The sequence below is a fragment of the Paenibacillus sp. fava2 genome, assembly GCF_058313675.1.
Genome location: NZ_CM177755.1, coordinates 4,821,391 through 4,839,760, shown reverse-complemented (window position 1 = coordinate 4,839,760; position 18,370 = coordinate 4,821,391). Strand labels below are relative to the sequence as shown.

22 protein-coding genes are annotated in these 18,370 nt (G+C 52.7%); 21 read left to right on the top strand and 1 reads right to left on the bottom strand.

Annotation, left to right across the window (positions count from 1 at the left end):
- The first annotated feature begins 41 nt into the window (after positions 1-41).
- The 17 genes from ndk to AC4G46_RS21200 all read left to right on the top strand — a co-directional run bounded on the left by ndk (position 42) and on the right by AC4G46_RS21200 (position 15,907).
- Complete coding sequence (ndk, locus tag AC4G46_RS21280; RefSeq protein ID WP_068729935.1) at positions 42-485, top strand: nucleoside-diphosphate kinase; 444 nt, start codon at positions 42-44, stop codon at positions 483-485.
- 26 nt (positions 486-511) lie between these two features.
- A complete protein-coding gene (locus tag AC4G46_RS21275) occupies positions 512-1,312 on the top strand; it encodes a CheR family methyltransferase (protein WP_491128946.1) in 801 nt (266 codons plus the stop codon).
- A 110-nt stretch (positions 1,313-1,422) separates the two neighbouring features.
- Positions 1,423-1,584 carry a hypothetical protein gene (locus AC4G46_RS21270; RefSeq protein WP_167360800.1) on the top strand — a complete coding sequence of 54 codons (162 nt, stop codon included), beginning with the start codon at positions 1,423-1,425 and terminating at the stop codon, positions 1,582-1,584.
- A 269-nt stretch (positions 1,585-1,853) separates the two neighbouring features.
- Complete coding sequence (gene aroC / locus AC4G46_RS21265) at positions 1,854-3,023, top strand: chorismate synthase (protein ID WP_221798043.1); 1,170 nt, start codon at positions 1,854-1,856, stop codon at positions 3,021-3,023.
- 1 nt (position 3,024) lies between these two features.
- The gene (gene aroB / locus AC4G46_RS21260) at positions 3,025-4,128 is read left to right on the top strand and encodes a 3-dehydroquinate synthase (RefSeq protein WP_491124464.1); all 1,104 of its coding nucleotides are present in this window, start codon (positions 3,025-3,027) and stop codon (positions 4,126-4,128) included.
- Positions 4,122-4,493, top strand: coding sequence for a chorismate mutase (aroH, locus tag AC4G46_RS21255; protein ID WP_090719796.1), 372 nt, complete (start codon positions 4,122-4,124; stop codon positions 4,491-4,493). The genes aroB and aroH overlap by 7 nt, the downstream gene beginning before the upstream one ends.
- Positions 4,494-4,834: 341 nt before the next feature.
- A complete protein-coding gene (gene trpE, locus AC4G46_RS21250; RefSeq protein ID WP_491124463.1) occupies positions 4,835-6,388 on the top strand; it encodes an anthranilate synthase component I in 1,554 nt (517 codons plus the stop codon).
- A gap of 72 nt (positions 6,389-6,460) precedes the next feature.
- A complete protein-coding gene (gene trpD / locus AC4G46_RS21245) occupies positions 6,461-7,501 on the top strand; it encodes an anthranilate phosphoribosyltransferase (RefSeq protein WP_491124462.1) in 1,041 nt (346 codons plus the stop codon).
- Entirely contained in the window at positions 7,491-8,321 is an 831-nt protein-coding gene (gene trpC / locus AC4G46_RS21240) for an indole-3-glycerol phosphate synthase TrpC (RefSeq protein WP_491124461.1), read from the top strand. The genes trpD and trpC overlap by 11 nt, the downstream gene beginning before the upstream one ends.
- Positions 8,314-8,994 (top strand): phosphoribosylanthranilate isomerase, encoded by a 681-nt coding sequence (locus AC4G46_RS21235; RefSeq protein WP_491124460.1) that lies wholly within the window; start codon positions 8,314-8,316, stop codon positions 8,992-8,994. The genes trpC and AC4G46_RS21235 overlap by 8 nt, the downstream gene beginning before the upstream one ends.
- Positions 8,991-10,187, top strand: a complete 1,197-nt coding sequence (gene trpB / locus AC4G46_RS21230) for a tryptophan synthase subunit beta (RefSeq protein ID WP_491124459.1) — start codon at positions 8,991-8,993, stop codon at positions 10,185-10,187. Before AC4G46_RS21235 ends, trpB begins: the two co-directional genes overlap by 4 nt.
- The gene (gene trpA / locus AC4G46_RS21225; protein WP_491124458.1) at positions 10,187-11,008 is read left to right on the top strand and encodes a tryptophan synthase subunit alpha; all 822 of its coding nucleotides are present in this window, start codon (positions 10,187-10,189) and stop codon (positions 11,006-11,008) included. Before trpB ends, trpA begins: the two co-directional genes overlap by 1 nt.
- A 55-nt stretch (positions 11,009-11,063) precedes the next feature.
- Positions 11,064-12,161: a histidinol-phosphate transaminase gene (gene hisC / locus AC4G46_RS21220; RefSeq protein ID WP_491124457.1), complete on the top strand. Its 1,098-nt coding sequence runs from the start codon at positions 11,064-11,066 to the stop codon at positions 12,159-12,161.
- Between the two features lie 48 nt (positions 12,162-12,209).
- A complete protein-coding gene (locus tag AC4G46_RS21215) occupies positions 12,210-13,304 on the top strand; it encodes a prephenate dehydrogenase (RefSeq protein ID WP_491124456.1) in 1,095 nt (364 codons plus the stop codon).
- A 675-nt stretch (positions 13,305-13,979) separates the two neighbouring features.
- Positions 13,980-14,567, top strand: a complete 588-nt coding sequence (locus tag AC4G46_RS21210; protein ID WP_090719818.1) for an RNA polymerase sigma factor — start codon at positions 13,980-13,982, stop codon at positions 14,565-14,567.
- Positions 14,568-14,572: 5 nt separating this feature from the next.
- Complete coding sequence (locus tag AC4G46_RS21205; RefSeq protein WP_491124455.1) at positions 14,573-15,166, top strand: anti-sigma factor; 594 nt, start codon at positions 14,573-14,575, stop codon at positions 15,164-15,166.
- Between the two features lie 153 nt (positions 15,167-15,319).
- Positions 15,320-15,907 (top strand): histidine phosphatase family protein, encoded by a 588-nt coding sequence (locus AC4G46_RS21200; RefSeq protein ID WP_491124454.1) that lies wholly within the window; start codon positions 15,320-15,322, stop codon positions 15,905-15,907.
- Here the strand turns inward: AC4G46_RS21200 and AC4G46_RS21195 are convergent.
- Positions 15,898-16,152, bottom strand: coding sequence for a hypothetical protein (locus AC4G46_RS21195; RefSeq protein WP_491124453.1), 255 nt, complete (start codon positions 16,150-16,152; stop codon positions 15,898-15,900). The genes AC4G46_RS21200 and AC4G46_RS21195 overlap by 10 nt on opposite strands.
- Between AC4G46_RS21195 and AC4G46_RS21190 the strand changes: the two genes are divergently transcribed.
- From AC4G46_RS21190 to AC4G46_RS21175, 4 genes are all read left to right on the top strand, one after another.
- Positions 16,141-17,088, top strand: coding sequence for a hypothetical protein (locus tag AC4G46_RS21190; protein WP_491124452.1), 948 nt, complete (start codon positions 16,141-16,143; stop codon positions 17,086-17,088). The two genes, AC4G46_RS21195 and AC4G46_RS21190, sit on opposite strands and share 12 nt — an antisense overlap.
- Positions 17,089-17,099: 11 nt before the next feature.
- Positions 17,100-17,606, top strand: coding sequence for a gamma carbonic anhydrase family protein (locus AC4G46_RS21185; RefSeq protein WP_491124451.1), 507 nt, complete (start codon positions 17,100-17,102; stop codon positions 17,604-17,606).
- An 18-nt stretch (positions 17,607-17,624) separates the two neighbouring features.
- Positions 17,625-17,804: an IDEAL domain-containing protein gene (locus AC4G46_RS21180; protein WP_038594463.1), complete on the top strand. Its 180-nt coding sequence runs from the start codon at positions 17,625-17,627 to the stop codon at positions 17,802-17,804.
- A gap of 90 nt (positions 17,805-17,894) precedes the next feature.
- Positions 17,895-18,320, top strand: a complete 426-nt coding sequence (locus tag AC4G46_RS21175; RefSeq protein WP_491124450.1) for a DUF2487 family protein — start codon at positions 17,895-17,897, stop codon at positions 18,318-18,320.
- Positions 18,321-18,370: the final 50 nt, after the last annotated feature.

Genomic DNA, 18,370 nt, shown 5'->3' with positions numbered 1-18,370 from the left:
ATAATATCAGAAAATAAAAAGTGAAATTGGAGAGTGGCTCTATGGAAAAGACGTATCTGATGATCAAACCGGATGGTGTTCAGCGCGGATTAATCGGACGTATTGTAGCCCGTCTGGAGGATAAGGGGTTTAAGCTGGTTGCCGCCAAGCTGATTAAGGTTACGGAAGAGCAGGCCAAGAAGCACTATGCAGAGCACGAGGGTAAGGACTTTTTCCCGGAGCTTGTAGGCTTTATCACTTCCGGTCCTGTGTTCGCAATGGTGTGGGAGGGCGATGACGTGGTTGCCCTGTCCCGGCTGCTGATCGGCAAAACAAAAGTAGGCGAAGCATTGCCCGGAACGATCCGCGGTGATTTTGCCAGCCACACTCCGCTTAACCTGATTCACGGTTCGGATTCTCCGGAAAGCGCAGCACGCGAAATCGCCAATTTCTTCGCTCCTGATGAACTGGCTGACTACAATAAAGACATCGCGGTCTGGATGTAAATTTCGGCAGGAGGCAGGGATGAATGATGGCTGATCGTGAAGAGACAACAGTGCAAGACCCGGATTATACCGGCTTTATTCATAATGTTAAGCAGAGCACAGGAATAGATCTTGCCCAATACAAGGAAGCGCAGATGAAGCGCCGCCTGACCACACTGCGGATGAAGAACGGATATCATACCTTTACTGATTTTTTTGCCGCAATGATGAAGGACAAGGCTTTATTCTATGAATTTCTGGACCGGATGACCATCAATGTATCTGAATTCTGGCGTAATCCGAACCGCTGGGAGGTGCTGAGGGATGTTATTCTGCCCGAGCTTCAGCGCTCAGGCCGCCGGCTGAAGCTGTGGAGTGCCGCGTGTTCAACCGGAGAAGAGCCGTATACACTGGCGATGATCCTGTCGGACAAGAATTTGCTGACCCAGACCGGCATTCTTGCAACGGATATTGATGATGGTGCACTATCCAAGGCGAAGCAGGGACTCTATCTGGAGCGTTCCCTGAAGGATGTGCCCCAGGATGTAGCAGCCCGCTATTTCACACCGGAGGGTCCGGTGTTCAAGGTTAGTGAAACGCTCAAGAAAAATATCGAATTCCGCAAGCAGAATCTGCTGCTCGACAAATTTGATGACGGCTTTGATCTGATCATCTGCCGCAATGTGATGATCTATTTCACAGAGGAAGCAAAGAATAAGCTGTATCACAAATTCTCGGCCAGCCTGCGTCCCGGCGGGTATCTGTTCGTAGGCAGCACAGAGCAGATTTTTACTCCGGCGCAATACGGATTTGAATCGACGGAGACCTTCTTTTACCGTAAAAAATAACAGGATGCACAGAGCGGCCGGTGTTCTGCCCGGAGCGGGTATACTTTATCCTCTTTTCAGTGATAATGAGAAGTAGGTACCGTATGCTATGCGAAAGGTCGTTAATCCACATGGACAAAAGCAAGGTCATTGCCGCGTACAGACGCGGGTTTCTGACTGTCCGCGAGTGCGGGCAAATTCTTGGCGTCGAAGAGCTGCAGCTGCAGAGCCTGCTCAGGCAGGAGGAAGGTAAGCAAAGCATACCTGAGGCGCAGCAGAGGATCGGAAGCTAGACGTGGAAGCTCTGAACCGTAATGTGCGCAGCGCCGCCTGAGCTCGAAAGAGTCGGGCGGCGCTGTTGTTTGAAATGAAAGCGCCCCCCGCAAAGTACTTGAGTCAGCACCAATGTAAAGGCTCCGCTTTGCGGGGGTATTTTGTATAAGGCTGCCGTCCGAGCGGAGCTTATCCTTTCTTGTCAAAGCGTGTAGGCTATACTATAATGAGGCAAGAGTTTTAATATTTTAGCGGTTTACAGTTTAAAAGTGTGAAAGGGGAACGCGTCATGAGTTTACGCTACTTAACAGCGGGGGAAACGCACGGCCCCCAGCTTACAGCCATTATCGAGGGATTGCCCAGCAATCTGACACTTGATTTCGAAGAGCTTAATTTTCAGCTGCACCGCAGACAGAAGGGCTACGGCCGCGGACGCCGGATGCAGATCGAGAAGGATACGGCACAGATCGTCGGCGGAGTACGCCACGGGTATACAACAGGTGCCCCGGTAGCCCTTGTAGTGGAGAACAAGGACTGGACACACTGGAAGAATATTATGAATATTGAGCCGATTCCCGGCAGTGATGAGGAGAAGCGGCGCGTGAACCGTCCGCGTCCGGGACATGCAGACCTAAATGGCGGACTCAAATATAACCATACAGATCTGCGCAATGTGCTGGAGCGTTCCAGCGCCCGCGAGACGGCAGCACGAGTAGCGGTAGGTGCTGTTGCCCGCCAGCTGCTGGCGGAGTTCGGTGTCAAGATTGCCGGACAGGTGATCCGGATCGGCGAGATTGAAGCGCCGGCAAACGATCTGCCTATTGATGAGCTCATTGCAAAGACCGAAGAATCTTCTGTGAGAGTTGTAGATAAAGAGACCGAGCAGAAGATGGAGGCTTACATAGACAAGATTAAGGAGGAAGGCGACTCCATCGGCGGTATTGTGGAATGTATCGTGGAAGGTCTGCCTGTCGGCCTCGGCAGCTATGTGCAGTACGACCGTAAGCTGGATGCGGCAATTGCCGGAGCGGTTATGTCGATCAACGCGTTCAAGGGCGTGGAAATCGGTATCGGCTTCGAAGCAGGCGTTCTGCGCGGCTCGCAGGTGCATGATGAGATCATGTACGATCCATCCCGCGGATACTACCGGGCAAGCAACCGGCTGGGCGGATTTGAAGGCGGTATGACCAATGGAATGCCGGTTGTCGTCCGCGGCGTTATGAAGCCGATCCCGACTCTGTACAAACCGCTGCAAAGCGTAGATATCGACACCAAAGAGCCGTTCACGGCGCAGGTGGAGCGTTCCGATGCCTGTGCGGTCCCTGCAGCCTGTGTAGTGCTGGAGAATGTTGTAGCCTGGGAGCTTGCCAAAGCCTTCCTCGACAAGTTCGGCGGGGATTCGCTTGAGGAGATCAGAGCCAACTACAATAATTATCTGGCCCAGCTGGAGAGCTACTGATATGCGCAGCATAACAGTAGATTTGGGCGAGCGCTCCTATCCGATCCTGATCGGCAGCGGATTGCTGCAAGGTATCGGGGAGCGCTGCAGGGAAGCGGGCTTACCGCTGCGAAGCCCGCTGCTGGTGGTCAGTGACAGTGAGGTAGCTCCGCGTTATCTGAGCGTGGTGGAAGCCTCGCTTCGCGGACAGGGCTATACTGTGGTCAGTCATGTTATACCTTCAGGTGAGGCCTCCAAGTCGCTTGCTGTGTACGAAGAAGTGATCACAACGGCCATTCAGGCCGGGCTGGACCGCAGCTCAGCGGTCCTGGCGCTTGGCGGCGGAGTCGTCGGTGATCTCGCGGGTTATGTGGCTGCTACTTATATGCGGGGAATCGGGTTTGTGCAGATTCCGACAACCATCCTGGCCCATGACAGCAGTGTCGGGGGCAAGGTGGCTGTTAATCATCCGCTGGCGAAGAATATGATTGGCGCCTTTTATCAGCCAGCCATGGTCCTGTATGATCTGGATACACTGCGCACGCTTCCGCCACGCGAGGTGTCTTCCGGTCTGGCTGAAGTGGTGAAGCACGGCCTTATTCTTGATCAGGAATTTGCATACTGGTGCCGTGAGAATGCTACAGAGCTGCTGGCTCTGGATGCCGAGGCGCTGGGTTATGCACTGGAGCGCGGATGCGCCATTAAGGCACGGGTGGTCGGTACAGACGAGCGTGAGAACGGACTGCGGGCCATTCTGAACCTGGGACACACAATCGGCCATGCCATTGAAGCGGTAGGCGGCTATGGTGTGTTCCTGCATGGAGAAGCGATCTCGATCGGTATGGCCGGTTCAGCGCTGCTTGCGGCCAAGCTGGGCCGGGATCGCAGCATTTACGAGGATACTGTATCCATGCTGTCCGCGCTGTCGCTGCCGGTCAGACTGCCGGCGGAATACAGCGAGGATGAATTGATGGAAGCAATGATGCATGACAAGAAGTTCAAGGAAGGCAAAATGACCTTTATTGTGCCAGATTCAATCGGTGCTGTGAGCATCATTAATGATATACAGCAGAGTGACGTGCGTGAAGTTATAGCACAGCTTAAGAAGGAGGGGAGCCCATGGTAAACCGGGGGATCCGCGGCGCAACGACCGTCGTCAATAATGAAGAAAATGAAATTTTACGTGAAACCGTAGTACTGCTCCGGGAAATTGTCGAGCGCAATGATGTTATTGCTGAAGATATTTGCAGCGTTTGGATTACTGTGACCGGTGATTTGGATGCTACGTTTCCGGCACGGGCCATCCGCGAGATCGAAGGCTGGGAGCTGGTGCCGCTGATGTGCTCCGTCGAAATTCCTGTTAAAGGCGGCCTGCCGAAGTGTATCCGTTTGATGGTGCAGGTCAATACGGACAAGTCACAGCGGGATATCCGTCACGTCTACCTCAATGAAGCAAAGAAGCTTCGCCCTGATCTCTCACAGAGCAAGTAATTAATTTGCTGCTGCGGGTTGTCAATGAACACCGTCATCATGTATAGTGTAGTTAGCCGAGAGAAGATGAGTTTAGTTTGAGCCTAGTTGAGTATAGTTGAGATGAGTGCAGGATGTTAGATCTGAGGCATTCCGTTTATTTTACATATGTCCGCATGGATGTACTTCATGGTAGTATTTGTGCTACCCGTATATTCTCTACAGGACGATGTTATCTAATTCGGAGAATAATGCCCTGTCCAGTGCGCTTTTTCATATACTTACCTACACAACCTCTACTCCGGTAGAGGTTTTTTTGTATTCCGGATTATAGATTTGACCATTCCAAGGAGGTATTCCAAATGACGTACCCTGGCATCGAAGAAGTGGTGAAGCTGTCGCGGGAGTATAACCTGATTCCTGTAGTAAAAAGACTGCTGGCTGATATGGAGACGCCGATCCGGCTGTTTCAGCGGTTTGCCGGTGAATCCCATGCCTTTCTGCTGGAAAGTGTAGAAGGCGGAATCCAGTGGGCCCGTCATTCTTTTATCGGCAGCGATCCGTTTCTGACCATCTCGGGAAAAAAGAACGTCATCCATGTCAAAGTTGGCGATGAGCAGAGACGGCTCACCGGCAAACCGATCGAAGAGCTCAAAGCGCTGCTCCGCTCCTATCGCAGCCCCAAGCTGGAAGGGATGCCTCCTTTTACCGGCGGGGCGATCGGGTTCTTCGGATACGACCTGCTGCAATATTATGAGAAGCTGTCCCCGCATGCGGTAGATGACCTCGGGACGGATGACATCCGGTTTATGTTCTGCGACCGCATCATTGTGTTTGACCATGTGAAGCAGCAGATCCTGCTCATAGGGAATCTGCACATTAAGGACGGCGATACGGATTCGGATATCCGGGCTGCCTACGAAGCCCTGAACGGCAAGCTGGAAGACTTCGCTGAAGAGCTGCAGAAGGAAGGACCCAAGGAAAACGTCAACCGCCGGAGCATACCGGAGGATATTGAGCTGGGCCAGATTCATTCCAACCTGACCAAGGAGCAGTACATTGCCAATGTGGAGCAGGCCAAAGAGTACATCCGTGCGGGAGATATTTTTCAGGTAGTGCTGTCTCAGCGGCTTCATATTGAGACCGAGGTATCTCCGCTGCATGTGTACCGGATGCTGCGCACACTGAATCCTTCCCCGTATATGTACTACCTCAAGATGGATGAGGAGATCATCGTCGGCACCTCTCCGGAGGCGCTGGTGAAGGTAGACGGCAGCCGGGTGGCTACGCGGCCGATTGCTGGAACCCGGCCGCGGGGAGCGGACGAGGCTGAGGACCGGGCACTGGCCCAGGAGCTGCTGGAAGATGAAAAGGAACGGGCAGAGCATCTGATGCTGGTGGACCTGGGCCGCAATGATCTGGGCCGGGTATCGAAGTTCGGCACAGTCAAATGTGATTCCTTTATGGAGATAGAGAAATACTCACATGTCATGCATATGGTATCCAATGTGTCGGGAACGCTGGATGACAACAAGGATTTCTTCGATGCCTTCCTGTCCTGCCTGCCGGCAGGAACCGTATCCGGTGCGCCCAAGCTGCGGGCGATGGAGATTATCTCCGAGCTGGAGCGGGAAGCCAGGGGCGCTTATGCAGGAGCGATCGGGTACCTTGGCTTCTCCGGGAATATGGATTCCTGTATTACGATCCGTACGATTATCTTCCGCAAAGGCCGGGCCTACGTACAGGCCGGAGCGGGTATTGTCTGGGATTCGGTGCCGGAGAAGGAATACGAAGAGACCCTGAACAAAGCGAAGGCGATGTTAAAAGCAATCCGGATGGCAGAGGCCATGTTTCCGGCAGAGATTAGAGAGCCGCAGGTAATCAATCAGGATTACATGTACGAATATACCCCGTAAGCGAAGAAACCAGTGAAGATTAGAAGAGCCGAGCAGAGAATGCTCCATACTACTTTTAGGAGGACTAAAACTATGGAAGCAAGCCAGTTAATACAATCAGGAATTGCGGGATTAATCGAAGGAAAAAACCTCAGCCGGGCGCAGGCCCGTGAAATAATGGGAACGATTATGGATGGCACTGCATCAGCGGCACAGATCGGTGCCCTGCTGACCGCCCTGCGGATCAAGGGAGAGACGGTTGAAGAAATTACCGGCTTTGCCGAGGCGATGCGCGGATTTGGAACCCCGGTGCTCACAGAACGCACCAGGCTGCTGGATACCTGCGGTACCGGAGGCTCAGGCATCCATAAATTTAATATCTCTACCGCTTCTGCTATCATCTCCTCAGCTGCGTCTGTACGCGTCGCCAAGCATGGCAACCGCTCCGCTTCCGGCAGAGCAGGCAGTGCAGATGTGCTGGAAGCGCTGGGTGTGAACATTCACCTGAATGCGGAGCAGGCCCGCCAGTGCCTGGACAGTATCGGAATCTGCTTCCTGTTTGCGCAGATTTATCACCCGTCCATGAAGCACGCCGCTGCTCCGCGCCGCGAGCTTGGTGTCCGGACCGTCTTCAATATGCTGGGCCCGCTGACCAATCCGGCGGGAGCCGACCGGCAGCTGATGGGCATATATGACCGGAATAAGACCGGTATTGTCGCTAACGTACTGAAGGAGCTGGGCTCCAAGCGGGCCATGATTGTAAGCAGTCTGGATGGTCTGGATGAAATCAGCATTTCGGCGCCTACACAGGTGTCTGAATTGAAGAACGGTAATGTAACCACGTATGAGATTACACCGGAAGAACTCGGCCTGAGCCGCCATCCGCTGGAGGCAGTGCTTGGCGGGGATGCTGCCGAGAATGCCGCCATTATTACAGCTGTGCTTCAGGGGGCGCTTACCCCGTACCGTGATATTGTCCTGGCTAATGCCGGTGCCTGCATCTATGTTGCCGGACTGGCGGAGAGCCTGAACGAAGGTGTGGCGCAGGCCCGCCAGATGATCGATTCCGGCAAAGCACTGCTCAAGCTGGAGCAGCTCAAAGCCATGACAAAGGAGCTTGACTATGTATCTTGATAAAATTGTTGCCACCAAAGTAAAAGAGGTTGAAGCCCTGGGCACAAGCTTCTCTGTAGCAGTAGCTGAAGAGGTTATAGCAGGTTTGCCCGCTACCAGGGGGTTCAGGGATGCACTGGTACAACGCCGGAACCGGGAGATGGGGCTGATTGCAGAGGTTAAGAAGGCATCGCCGTCAAAAGGGCTGATCCGTGCGGATTTCGATCCTTCTGCTATTGCCCGAGGCTACGAGGCAGGCGGTGCCGATTGCCTTTCGGTTCTGACTGACCAGGACTATTTCCAGGGCAGCAATGCATTTCTGCAGCAGGTAAGAGATGCGGTGAGTCTGCCGCTGCTGCGCAAGGATTTTATCATTGACGAGCTGCAGATTTACGAAGCGCGGATACTGGGTGCGGATGCCATCCTGCTGATTGCGGCGATTCTCACTGCAGAACAACTGGCTTCCTTTACGGACCTGGCAGCCTCTCTCAGCCTGGATGTGTTGATAGAGATTCATGACCAAAGCGAGCTGGAGCTGGTAATCAGTACCGGTAAAATCAATAATCCTCAAGTGCTGCTCGGCATCAATAACCGCAACCTGCGCACATTTGAGACCCGGCTGGAAACATCAGCCGAGCTGGCCGCTCTGGTGCCGCCAGGAGTGCCTGTAATCAGTGAGAGCGGAATCGCCGGTCCAGCAGATATTGATTATTTGAGCTCAAGCGGTGCAGTCGGTGTACTGGTCGGAGAGTACCTGATGCGGCAGGATAACGTAGAGGAAGCGGTACACGGGCTGCTCGGACCGGTCTCAGCAGGAAAGGATCGTGCCCTGAATGGCTGAAGCGCTGGTAAAAATCTGTGGACTTCAGGACGTTGAAGTGCTAAAATCTATGAAGCGATTGCCGCTCGACTATATCGGCTTTGTATTTGCTCCCAGCCGCCGCAGAGTCACTGTTGAACAGGCAGCCCTGCTGGCTGCCGAACTGTCAGCCTGGGAAACGGGCAAAGCTCCCGGCGCGGCCGGAGTCTTTGTGAATCCTGAACTGGAGGAGCTGCAGGAGCTTCTGGCTGTTGTGCCGCTGGATGTGATTCAGCTGCACGGGCAGGAGAGTCCGGATTACTGCAGAGAAGTCAAGCTGGCTTTTCCCCAGGCTAAGGTGTGGAAGGCGCTTTCGGTGGCCGGCAGCGGACAAGCGGATGGCGCTGGAGCCGAGAGCATGGTGGACAGCTATGCAGGGACTGTTGACGCACTGCTGCTGGATACATACGATCCGCAGGGCAGCGGCGGTTCAGGCCGTACCTTTGACTGGGGCAGGATTCCGTTCTTCCGGCAGGCTGCGGAAAGGCATGGACTGCCTTTATTTGTAGCAGGAGGACTTCATCCGGATAACGTTGGTGAATTACTGAGAGATTACAGTCCTGATGGGGTAGATGTCTCCAGCGGGGTAGAGAGCAGCGGGGTAAAGGATATTGCCAAAATGACTTCTTTCGTGGAAAGGGTGAAGCAATCATGATACAAGTACCGGACAAATACGGGCGTTTTGGTTCTTTTGGAGGCCGCTTCGTTCCCGAAACCTTGATGAATGCACTGATTGAGCTGGAGGAGTGCTATGCCAAATTTTCGGCGGACCCGGCTTTTCAGGAAGAAATAGCGTATCTGCTGAAACAGTATTCCGGGCGTGAAACGCCACTGTACTATGCAGAGCGGCTCACCAAACAGCTTGGCGGGGCCAAGATCTATCTGAAGCGTGAGGATCTCAACCATACCGGAGCCCACAAGATCAACAATGCGATCGGGCAGGGGATTCTGGCCAAAAGAATGGGCAAGACCAAGGTTATCGCCGAAACAGGCGCCGGCCAGCACGGGGTGGCTACCGCAACGGTAGCGGCACTGCTGGGCATGGAATGCAAAGTATTCATGGGCGAGGAGGATACCCGCCGTCAGGCGCTTAATGTGTTCCGCATGAAGCTGCTTGGCGCCGAGGTCATTCCGGTGACTTCCGGTTCCCGTACCCTCAAGGATGCCGGCAATGAAGCGCTGCGCTACTGGGTCAGCAATGTTGAGGATACCTTCTATATTCTGGGCTCAGCAGTCGGCCCTCACCCTTACCCGATGATGGTCCGTAACTTCCAGCGGATTATCGGCGACGAGACACGGCGCCAGATTGTGGAGGCCGAAGGCCGTCTGCCGGATCTGCTCGTTGCGGCTGTCGGCGGCGGTAGCAATGCCATCGGCATGTTCTATCCGTTCATGGAAGACGAGAGTGTAGGAATGATCGGTGTGGAGGCTGCCGGTAAAGGCGTCGACACCCCTTTTCACGCGGCAACCATGAGCAAAGGAACGCACGGGGTATTCCAGGGCTCCATGAGCTACCTGCTGCAGGATGAATACGGTCAGGTGACCGAAGCCCATTCCATCTCAGCCGGTCTGGATTATCCCGGAGTTGGCCCGGAGCATTCCTATCTCAAGGACATCGAACGGGCCAAGTATGTTCCCGTTACCGATAAGGAAGCGCTCGACGCCCTCAAACTGTTATGCGTAACTGAAGGGATTATTCCGGCTCTGGAATCGGCGCATGCCATCGCCCATGTTGCCAAAATTGCCCCCGGACTCAGCAAGGATGATATCGTGGTGATTTGCCTCTCCGGGCGCGGGGACAAAGACGTGGAATCCATCATGGCTTATACGGAAGGGGCGGATTTGTAATGACCACTGAAACGACCAACCGGATGGATGTCGCTTTCCGGAAGCTTAAAGAGGAAGGCAGAACAGCTCTGATCCCTTTTCTTACCGTAGGCGATCCCGATCTTGAAACTACGCTGGATATTATCTCCGAGCTCGAGGCTGCCGGAGCGGATGTGCTGGAGCTTGGGGTTCCTTATTCCGATCCGCTGGCGGACGGCCCGGTCATCCAGCGGGCCTCATCCAGAGCACTGCGCGGCAAGGTTCACCTCCGCACCTGTATGGAAACCGCGCTGAAGGCCCGGCAGAACGGCAGCAAGCTGCCGTTCATCCTGTTCACCTACTACAATCCGGTGCTGCAGATGGGCCTGGATACGTTTTTTGCCGAGCTGGATACCCATGAGATCAGCGGGCTGATCATTCCCGACCTGCCTGTAGAAGAGTCGGAGGAGATGCGCCGGCGCAGCCGCGAAGCAGGAGTGAATCTCATTCCGCTGGTTGCCCCGACCTCCAGTGAGCGGATTGAACGGATCGTTTCCGGTGCCAGCGGCTTTGTATATTGCGTATCCTCGCTTGGTGTGACAGGGGAACGGTCCTCTTTTCACAGCGGTGTAGACGACTTTATTGCTTCGGTCCGCCGTGCAACGGATCTGCCGGTAGCCGTAGGCTTTGGAATTTCCACCGGCGAGCAGGTGGCCCGCTTTGCACAAATATGTGACGGTGTCGTTGTGGGCAGCGCGATTGTCCGCAAGGTGGAAGAGGTTATACCGCTGCTGGAAAACCCGGCCACCCGCAGTGACGGGCTGTTGCAAATTCGTGAATTTGTGTCACAATTAAGACCATAACAGTCAAGCCTGCCTGAAGCAGGCTGTTACAATTCATGGAGAGTGAGGACTACAGATGAATCCGAAACCGAATATCGTTAACCTCCCTGTCTACAAGCCGGGAAAACCTATTGATGAGGTTAAAAAAGAGCTTGGCCTGGAAGAGGTTATCAAGCTCGCTTCCAATGAAAATCCGTATGGTGCTTCGCCGAGTGCCAAAGCGGCCATTATCGCGGATCTCGACAACCTGTTCCTGTATCCCGACGGCTCAGCGGCTGATCTGACGGCCGCACTGGCCGGACATCTCGGTGTTCAGAGCGAGAATATCATTTTCGGCTGCGGTTCGGACGAGATCATCGCCCTGATCTGCCGCGCCTTCTTCCTGCCCGGCGATGAGACCATCATGGCTGATCAGACCTTCTCCGTATACAAGAGCAATGCGGATATTGAAGGTGCTGTAACCATTGAAGTACCGCTGGCAGACGGGACCCACGATCTTGACGGCATGCTTGCCCGTGTCACTGACAAGACCAAGGTCATCTGGATCTGCAATCCGAATAACCCTACTGGAACAATTGTCCCGCACAATGCACTCGTTAAATTCCTGGATGCAGTACCGGCCGGAGTAATGGTGGTGCTGGATGAAGCTTACTTTGAATATGTGACAGACGAGTCCTACACAGATGGAATCAAGCTGCTGGAGCAGTATCCGAATCTGGTTGTGCTGCGGACCTTCTCCAAGATTTATGGTCTTGCTGCCCTGCGTATCGGTTACGGTGTTGCCAGCCCGCAGATCATCAATCTGATCAATAAGGTGCGCGAGCCGTTCAACACTTCCCGGCTGGCTCAGGCCGGAGCCCTGGCAGCGCTGGCTGATCAGGACTATGTGGCTGAATGCCGCCGGCTTAACAGTAAAGGGATTGCACAGCTGCAGGAGGATTTCCGGCGTCTGGGCCTTCATTCCTTCCCGGCTAACGGGAACTTCATCATGGTCGATGTACGCAAGCCTGCTGTAGAGGTATTTGAGGCCCTGCTGCGTCTCGGCATTATTGTCCGGGCGGGACACCGTCTGTACCCGACTTATATCCGTGTGACTGTGGGTTCAGCGGAACAGAACAAGGCTTTTATCAGTGCACTGGAACAGACGCTGTCTGAACAGGAAGTACGGGCTTAAACAGATTCCGTACAAGACGAACTAACAGAAGGCAGGTAGTACAAAGATATGACGACAAAAATAGCAATCTTCGGTGTCGGTCTGATCGGAGGCTCACTGGCCCTTTGCTTCAAAGGCAAGGAGGGCCTGACCGTCGTCGGCCATGCCCACCGTCCTGAATCTGCGGTGAAATACGTCAGCAGGGGAGTAGTGGATCATGCTACGCTGTCTGTTGAGGAAGCGGCGCTTGACGCCGATTATATCTTCCTGTGCGTGCCTGTCGGCATGCTGGAGGAGTACCTGCAGCAGCTGAGCAAGCTTCCGCTCAAGCCGGGCTGCATCATTACGGATGTCGGCAGCACCAAAGCCAGCATTGCAGCCTGTGCGGTATCCCTCGATATTCCCGGCGTCCATTTCATTGGCGGCCATCCGATGGCCGGCTCGGAACGTTCCGGTGTGGAAGCCGCTTCTTCCCTGCTGTTCGAGAATGCCTACTATGTGCTGACCCCGCCGCCCGGAGTGCCGGAGGAAGCCTATGAGGCACTGAAATCCCTGTTATTACATACGAGAGCACAGATCGTCCGGCTTGATCCGGAACGTCATGATGAAATTGTCGGGGCCATCAGCCATTTGCCGCATATTATCGCTGTAGCTCTTGTGAATCAGATTCATGCGTATGATTCAGAGGATTCGCTGTACAGTACACTGGCTGCAGGGGGATTCCGGGATATTACCCGGATTGCCTCCAGTGATCCGATTATCTGGCGCGACATTCTGCTGAATAACCGTGCAGTGATGCTGCGGCTTCTGAAAGACTGGAATGAGGAGGTTTCTTCCTTCATTCAGCTGTTGGAGAGCTCGGATGGCGCCGGTATCGAGGAGGCTTTCCATGAAGCGGGCAGCTTCCGCAGCCAGCTGCCGGAACGCCGCAAGGGTATGATTACCCCGTTGTTCGATTTGCACATTGATGTTCCCGATCATCCGGGGATTATCGGCCGCATCGCCACCGAACTCGGGGATCAGGGAATTAACCTCAGCAACGTACAGATTATTGAGAGCCGTGAGGATGTGCCGGGGATCATGCGACTGTCGTTCCGACAGGAGAACGACATGGAGCGGGCCAAGGTGCTCCTGCAGCATAACGATTACACAGTATACGTATAGACAGCAGCGCTGCTGCAGCCAGAATCATTTAAGTGCAGGAGATAGGAGCTGTCTATGAATAACAGCGCGTGCCGGTTAAGCCGGTACGCGCTGTTTTGGTTGCAGCCTGGAGAGCTTCAGAAGCCGCCGGGTGGCAGGGAAAAAAGTTTTTAACAAAAAAAAGAACCGCTTACAAAGTAAGCGGCTACAATTCACAATGGGTATTGGAATCGTACAGTGTTTGGATAGGAGTGGAGAGAAACCATACTGTACTTTTATTATATGTATCCGTTTACATTTTGTCAACACTTTCTTTAAAACTTATTTGAGTCCAGCGGCTTCTCCGGATTTCGACTTTTCCTGCCATATGGTAGAGAATAGGTTTACAAAAGTCTACTAATTTCATCCTGATAGAATGTATGCTATACTGGTTAAGTATGTTTATAGATTGCAGTTGGAAATATTTGAATGTGCAATTTTATTTCTGTATTTACATACAGCATTTCTTAATTGCCGGAACGCTGAATATACATAGGAAGTATTGCGTTATTTAGTAAAACTTACCGTTTTTAACTTTAGGATTTATGGAATTGCAAATTTGGAGGATTCACCGCAACTTTTTTACCCCAGGCCGGTATATACAGTTACGGACCTGACGGGTTAATCGTGCAAGGGCGAGGAGGGCTAAAACTCACCATGACGGATTCCCAGTTGATCCAGTTAATCAAGCAAGGAAACACAGAACTATATTCGGAACTGATGCGGAGATACCAGCGAAAGATACTGGCTTTTGTATACCATATGCTTAAGAATTCGCATATGGAGCTCATTGCAGAGGATCTCTGCTCAGAGACATTCTACAAAGCATTCCGGAGCCTGCATTCCTTCCGTGAAGTGGATGCTTCGTTCTCAACATGGCTGTACACGATCGCCCGCAACACGGTGCTCAGTGAGCTGCGTAAGAACCGAGCGGGAAATGTCTCGCTCGAAGAGAGCGGCTATACGCCGGTAGCACCGGCGGAGGTGGCACCAGAACAGGCTGCACTGCGCAAGGAACGGATGAATCTGGTCCGCGAAGCAATCAATAATCTCCCGGAGAAGCAGCGCTCGGCGCTGATTTTGCGTGAATATGATCAGATGGACTATCAGGAAATTGCCGTCATTTTGGATCAGAGTGTCAGCTCCGTGAAATCACTGTTGTTTCGTGCAAGGAGCAGTGTGAAGCTCCAACTCGAATCCTATTTTTATGAGCCTGAAGTGGAAGAGCAGGCTGAGAGGGTGTAAGGCCAATGAACTGCAGGGAAGCGCAGGATTTCATTCCGCTGTTGTGGGATGCTCCCCCCACTGATCCTAAGCGGATTGAGCTTGAAAGACATATCGCAGGTTGTTCTTACTGTGCCGCTGAATGGGCTATCTGGCAGGAGAGCAACGAGCTTATGCAGGACCTGAGACTGGAGATCAGCGCTGAACGCGCTGAGGCTGTCAATCAGAAGGTTATGGAACGCATTTATCTGGAGAGCCCGTGGCTGATGCCGGGTGACGGGAAATCTGCCGGCAATACCAACGTTTTCCGCCGCAGGCTGAGCCTGTGGATCGCCTGCTTTCTGGCCGTGTTTTTATCGAGCTTCTTATATTTCACCTTGTTCAAAACACCTGCCAATACAAGCTCGGCACAGAGCGGCATTATTGATTCAGGTGTAGCCGGACTTACGCTGGAATGGTCCTCATCCTATCCTGCTACAGAATCCGGGGGAAGCATTATTGAGCCGCTTGTAGTGAGCATGGGGCCCACACATCCGCAATACTGGATGGTATTATCCATGCTGGGCGTAGCGCTGTCGATCTTTCTGCTGACAAGGCTGAACCGTTACCGCAGACAATGACAAGGTCCCTTTACCCCGGGTAAAGCGGACCTTTTTGTTGCTTCAGGCATTGAAACCTCTTCAAAAACGTTCATAATACTTCAAAAAGAAGACATTTGTTTGCTTTCATGATACATTATTAAGCAAACATACTGGATGGAAGGGTGATAGGCGATGCTGGTCGGCTTGATACGCCATGGACTGACGGATTGGAATGCAGCAGGCAAAATACAGGGACAAAGTGATATTCCGCTCAATGATGAAGGCCGGAGGCAGGCTGACATGCTGGGTGAGCGGCTGCTGAATGAACCCTACCGCTGGGATTTCTGCATAACAAGCGGTCTGTCCCGGGCAGAAGAGACGGGGAAGATCATTGCCGGGAAGCTGGGTATCCCTCTGATCGAGCCGGATGAACGAATCCGGGAACGTGCTTACGGTCAGGTGGAAGGGATGACAGCTCTGGAGCGAGAGGCCAAATGGGGAAAGGACTGGAATCTGCTTGAGCTAGGACAGGAAACCGATGAGCAGCTGCAGCTGCGGGGGCTTGCTTTTATGGAGGACATTACCGCCCGCTATCCCGACAGTAATATACTGGTCATCTCCCATGGCGGATTTCTCGCCCAGCTCTATGTAGCGTTATACAAAGACAAGTACACAGAACGTCTCGGCAATCTGTCCCTGACCATTATTGAGAAAAGCGAACAGGAATGGAATGCGCTTTTGTATAATTGTACTCGCCATATTTTACAGAATCAGCGGTAACCCGAGCTTTCGGGTTTTTTTTTTTTTGAGAAAAAAGGAATAAAAAGGGCTGTATTTCCCATAATGGTAGTAAAACAGTGAGGCGATGAATGATGAATCTGGCGGATATGCTCACATACGCGGACATTGGCCAGCTCACCGCGATAGCGGGACGCTACCAGTGCGATTGCAAACGAAACTCGAAACATGATTTGATCCAGAGTCTTCTCATCCTGCTTGGAAGCCGGGATTTCATGGATTCTCATATCCGGAGCTGTAAACCGGAGGAATTGCGGTTTCTGAACACACTGCTTTTTGATGAACGCAGCCACTTTAGTCTCGAGGATCTGCTGGCCGCAGCGAAACAGGCATCCTTTGATATTCCGGACGGGAAAGACGGCGGATATCGTGAAATGGTCAGCCGTTTCAAAAATGGAGGCTGGCTGTTCAGCGGTGCCTCACAGCAGAGCAAGTATCTGTTTCAGGTTCCGGAGGATTTGAAACGCCGTTTCCTTGAACAAATGGGCAGTTATATCAGGGAAAAAGTAGTGTACGCCAGCGAGCCTGGCGTGTACCGGTCCGAAGGGGATTTACTGGCTGGCGATCTGCTGCTGTTCATGCGGTATGTGAAAGAGAATGAGCTTGAGCTGAACCAGGAGGGCGCACTCTATAAACGTTATCAGCAGGGGCTGATGAATGCGCTCCAGATACCCGAGCCGCTGCTTGGCAAAGGCGGGTGGAGATTCGGTTACGGCAGAGCGTGCGAGCACTATCCGCCCAGAATGGCCCTTTTGTATGATTATGCAAGACACCGCCGTTATATTTCTGAAGAGGGCTTCCGTTTGAAGCTGACAGCTGCCGGAGAGACACTGCTTGCCGAAGGAAAAACCGAAAGGCTGATGCAGATATTCTTCTTTTGGTTAAAACTTTATAAAGGTGCTGTTCCCAATCTTCCATCAATCGTATACTGGATTAGTAAGAGCGCCGGAGAGTGGGTAAGCATCTCTTCCTTGACGGAAGGAATAGGCTGGCTGATCAAACCGTTCTACTATGACGATGCGGCCTCCATTCTGGAACAGCGCGTTCTAAGGATGATGCTTCATCTGGGGATGATCCGGCTGGGGGAGACCCCTGACGGGCCGGTCGTTATGATGACTCCATGGGGAATGGAAGCGGCTACTCCAAGGCGGCTGCCTAAGTAAGGGGGAGGAATATGCGGATTGCTTACGGGAATTACATACCGCGGACTGACGAATCTGTATACGTGGCGGAAGGTGCCAAGCTGGTAGGTGATGTGACGGTAGGGCAGTATTCCAGCATCTGGTTCAATGCAGTGCTCCGGGGAGATCTTGCTCCGGTAGTTATCGGGGAACGCTGTAACATTCAGGACGGGGCTGTAGGGCATGTCGGCAATGGCTTGCCGCTGATCCTGGAGGACGGGATATCGGTGGGGCATTCCGCAATCATCCACGGCTGCAGGATAGGCAGAGGCACATTAATCGGAATGGGTGCAATTGTTTTGAACGGAGCAGAAATTGGTGAATATGCTTTAATAGGAGCCGGTTCAATTGTAACCGAAAACAAAAAAATCCCGCCGTATACATTGTGTCTTGGTTCTCCTGCTAAAGTCGTCCGCGAGCTCACGGAACAGGATCTGCTCCGGATGAAGCAGACCAGTGAAAGTTATGTAATCAAAGCAAAAGAATATGGAATCTTCTAAACAGCGGAGGTGTATCGAATGGACAAAATGAAGGCTACCTATGAAGTGATGCTAGGACTTGCGGCAGAAATGGTGTGGGATGAAGCGCTGCGAAAGCGTCGTACCGACATCTTGTACCGGGAGATCGACACGGCGCTGGCGGCCGGAGATAAAGCGGCATTCCGTTATCTGACTGAAGAACTGAAGAGTCTTGCATAAGAAATGCGCTTAGCGCATTTCTTTTTTTGACTTATCCGGCAAGTCCATATTAAATAGATTAAAAGGAATCCATGTGAAGGGATGATTACGGTGAAATTCAGTGAATTTACAGAGGAAAGCTGGAAAGAACATGGCAAATACTATGATACCTGCCTGCTCCCGTTCACCGGACTGTCGGGTGAGGAGAGCCCGCCTGAGGCGGCAGCCGTGCTGGAGAGGCTCCGTGATCTGCTGGAACTGATCGAGCAGCCGTTCCGGGGACGCGTTGTTGTATACCCGGCAATACAGTATGCAGCAGGTCAAAATACAGATTATCTGAATGGAGTGTGCAGAAAAGTCAAATCCAGTAACTTCCAGCATGTGATAGTTGCTTCAGCCGTTCCGGGAGTGTCGGAACAAGATATTTATGAAAGCGATTTAGTCTTTGCTGTGTCTGGATTTGGACCGGATTGTAAAGTCCCGGATAAGTCCGAAATAAATGAAAAAATCCATGCTTTGTGGCAAAGTGTAACATGAGTTAATTGTGACAGAAAATCAACAATTCATAAAAACGGAGTGCAGATGCC

Bases quoted from the DNA above. Each gene is read 5' to 3' on its own strand.
- ndk (WP_068729935.1), top strand. From the start codon at position 42: ATGGAAAAGACGTATCTGATGATCAAACCGGATGGTGTTCAGCGCGGA.
- AC4G46_RS21275 (WP_491128946.1), top strand. From the start codon at position 512: ATGGCTGATCGTGAAGAGACAACAGTGCAAGACCCGGATTATACCGGC.
- AC4G46_RS21270 (WP_167360800.1), top strand. From the start codon at position 1,423: ATGGACAAAAGCAAGGTCATTGCCGCGTACAGACGCGGGTTTCTGACT.
- aroC (WP_221798043.1), top strand. From the start codon at position 1,854: ATGAGTTTACGCTACTTAACAGCGGGGGAAACGCACGGCCCCCAGCTT.
- aroB (WP_491124464.1), top strand. From the start codon at position 3,025: ATGCGCAGCATAACAGTAGATTTGGGCGAGCGCTCCTATCCGATCCTG.
- aroH (WP_090719796.1), top strand. From the start codon at position 4,122: ATGGTAAACCGGGGGATCCGCGGCGCAACGACCGTCGTCAATAATGAA.
- trpE (WP_491124463.1), top strand. From the start codon at position 4,835: ATGACGTACCCTGGCATCGAAGAAGTGGTGAAGCTGTCGCGGGAGTAT.
- trpD (WP_491124462.1), top strand. From the start codon at position 6,461: ATGGAAGCAAGCCAGTTAATACAATCAGGAATTGCGGGATTAATCGAA.
- trpC (WP_491124461.1), top strand. From the start codon at position 7,491: ATGTATCTTGATAAAATTGTTGCCACCAAAGTAAAAGAGGTTGAAGCC.
- AC4G46_RS21235 (WP_491124460.1), top strand. From the start codon at position 8,314: ATGGCTGAAGCGCTGGTAAAAATCTGTGGACTTCAGGACGTTGAAGTG.
- trpB (WP_491124459.1), top strand. From the start codon at position 8,991: ATGATACAAGTACCGGACAAATACGGGCGTTTTGGTTCTTTTGGAGGC.
- trpA (WP_491124458.1), top strand. From the start codon at position 10,187: ATGACCACTGAAACGACCAACCGGATGGATGTCGCTTTCCGGAAGCTT.
- hisC (WP_491124457.1), top strand. From the start codon at position 11,064: ATGAATCCGAAACCGAATATCGTTAACCTCCCTGTCTACAAGCCGGGA.
- AC4G46_RS21215 (WP_491124456.1), top strand. From the start codon at position 12,210: ATGACGACAAAAATAGCAATCTTCGGTGTCGGTCTGATCGGAGGCTCA.
- AC4G46_RS21210 (WP_090719818.1), top strand. From the start codon at position 13,980: ATGACGGATTCCCAGTTGATCCAGTTAATCAAGCAAGGAAACACAGAA.
- AC4G46_RS21205 (WP_491124455.1), top strand. From the start codon at position 14,573: ATGAACTGCAGGGAAGCGCAGGATTTCATTCCGCTGTTGTGGGATGCT.
- AC4G46_RS21200 (WP_491124454.1), top strand. From the start codon at position 15,320: ATGCTGGTCGGCTTGATACGCCATGGACTGACGGATTGGAATGCAGCA.
- AC4G46_RS21190 (WP_491124452.1), top strand. From the start codon at position 16,141: ATGGATTCTCATATCCGGAGCTGTAAACCGGAGGAATTGCGGTTTCTG.
- AC4G46_RS21195 (WP_491124453.1), bottom strand. From the start codon at position 16,152: ATGAGAATCCATGAAATCCCGGCTTCCAAGCAGGATGAGAAGACTCTG.
- AC4G46_RS21185 (WP_491124451.1), top strand. From the start codon at position 17,100: ATGCGGATTGCTTACGGGAATTACATACCGCGGACTGACGAATCTGTA.
- AC4G46_RS21180 (WP_038594463.1), top strand. From the start codon at position 17,625: ATGGACAAAATGAAGGCTACCTATGAAGTGATGCTAGGACTTGCGGCA.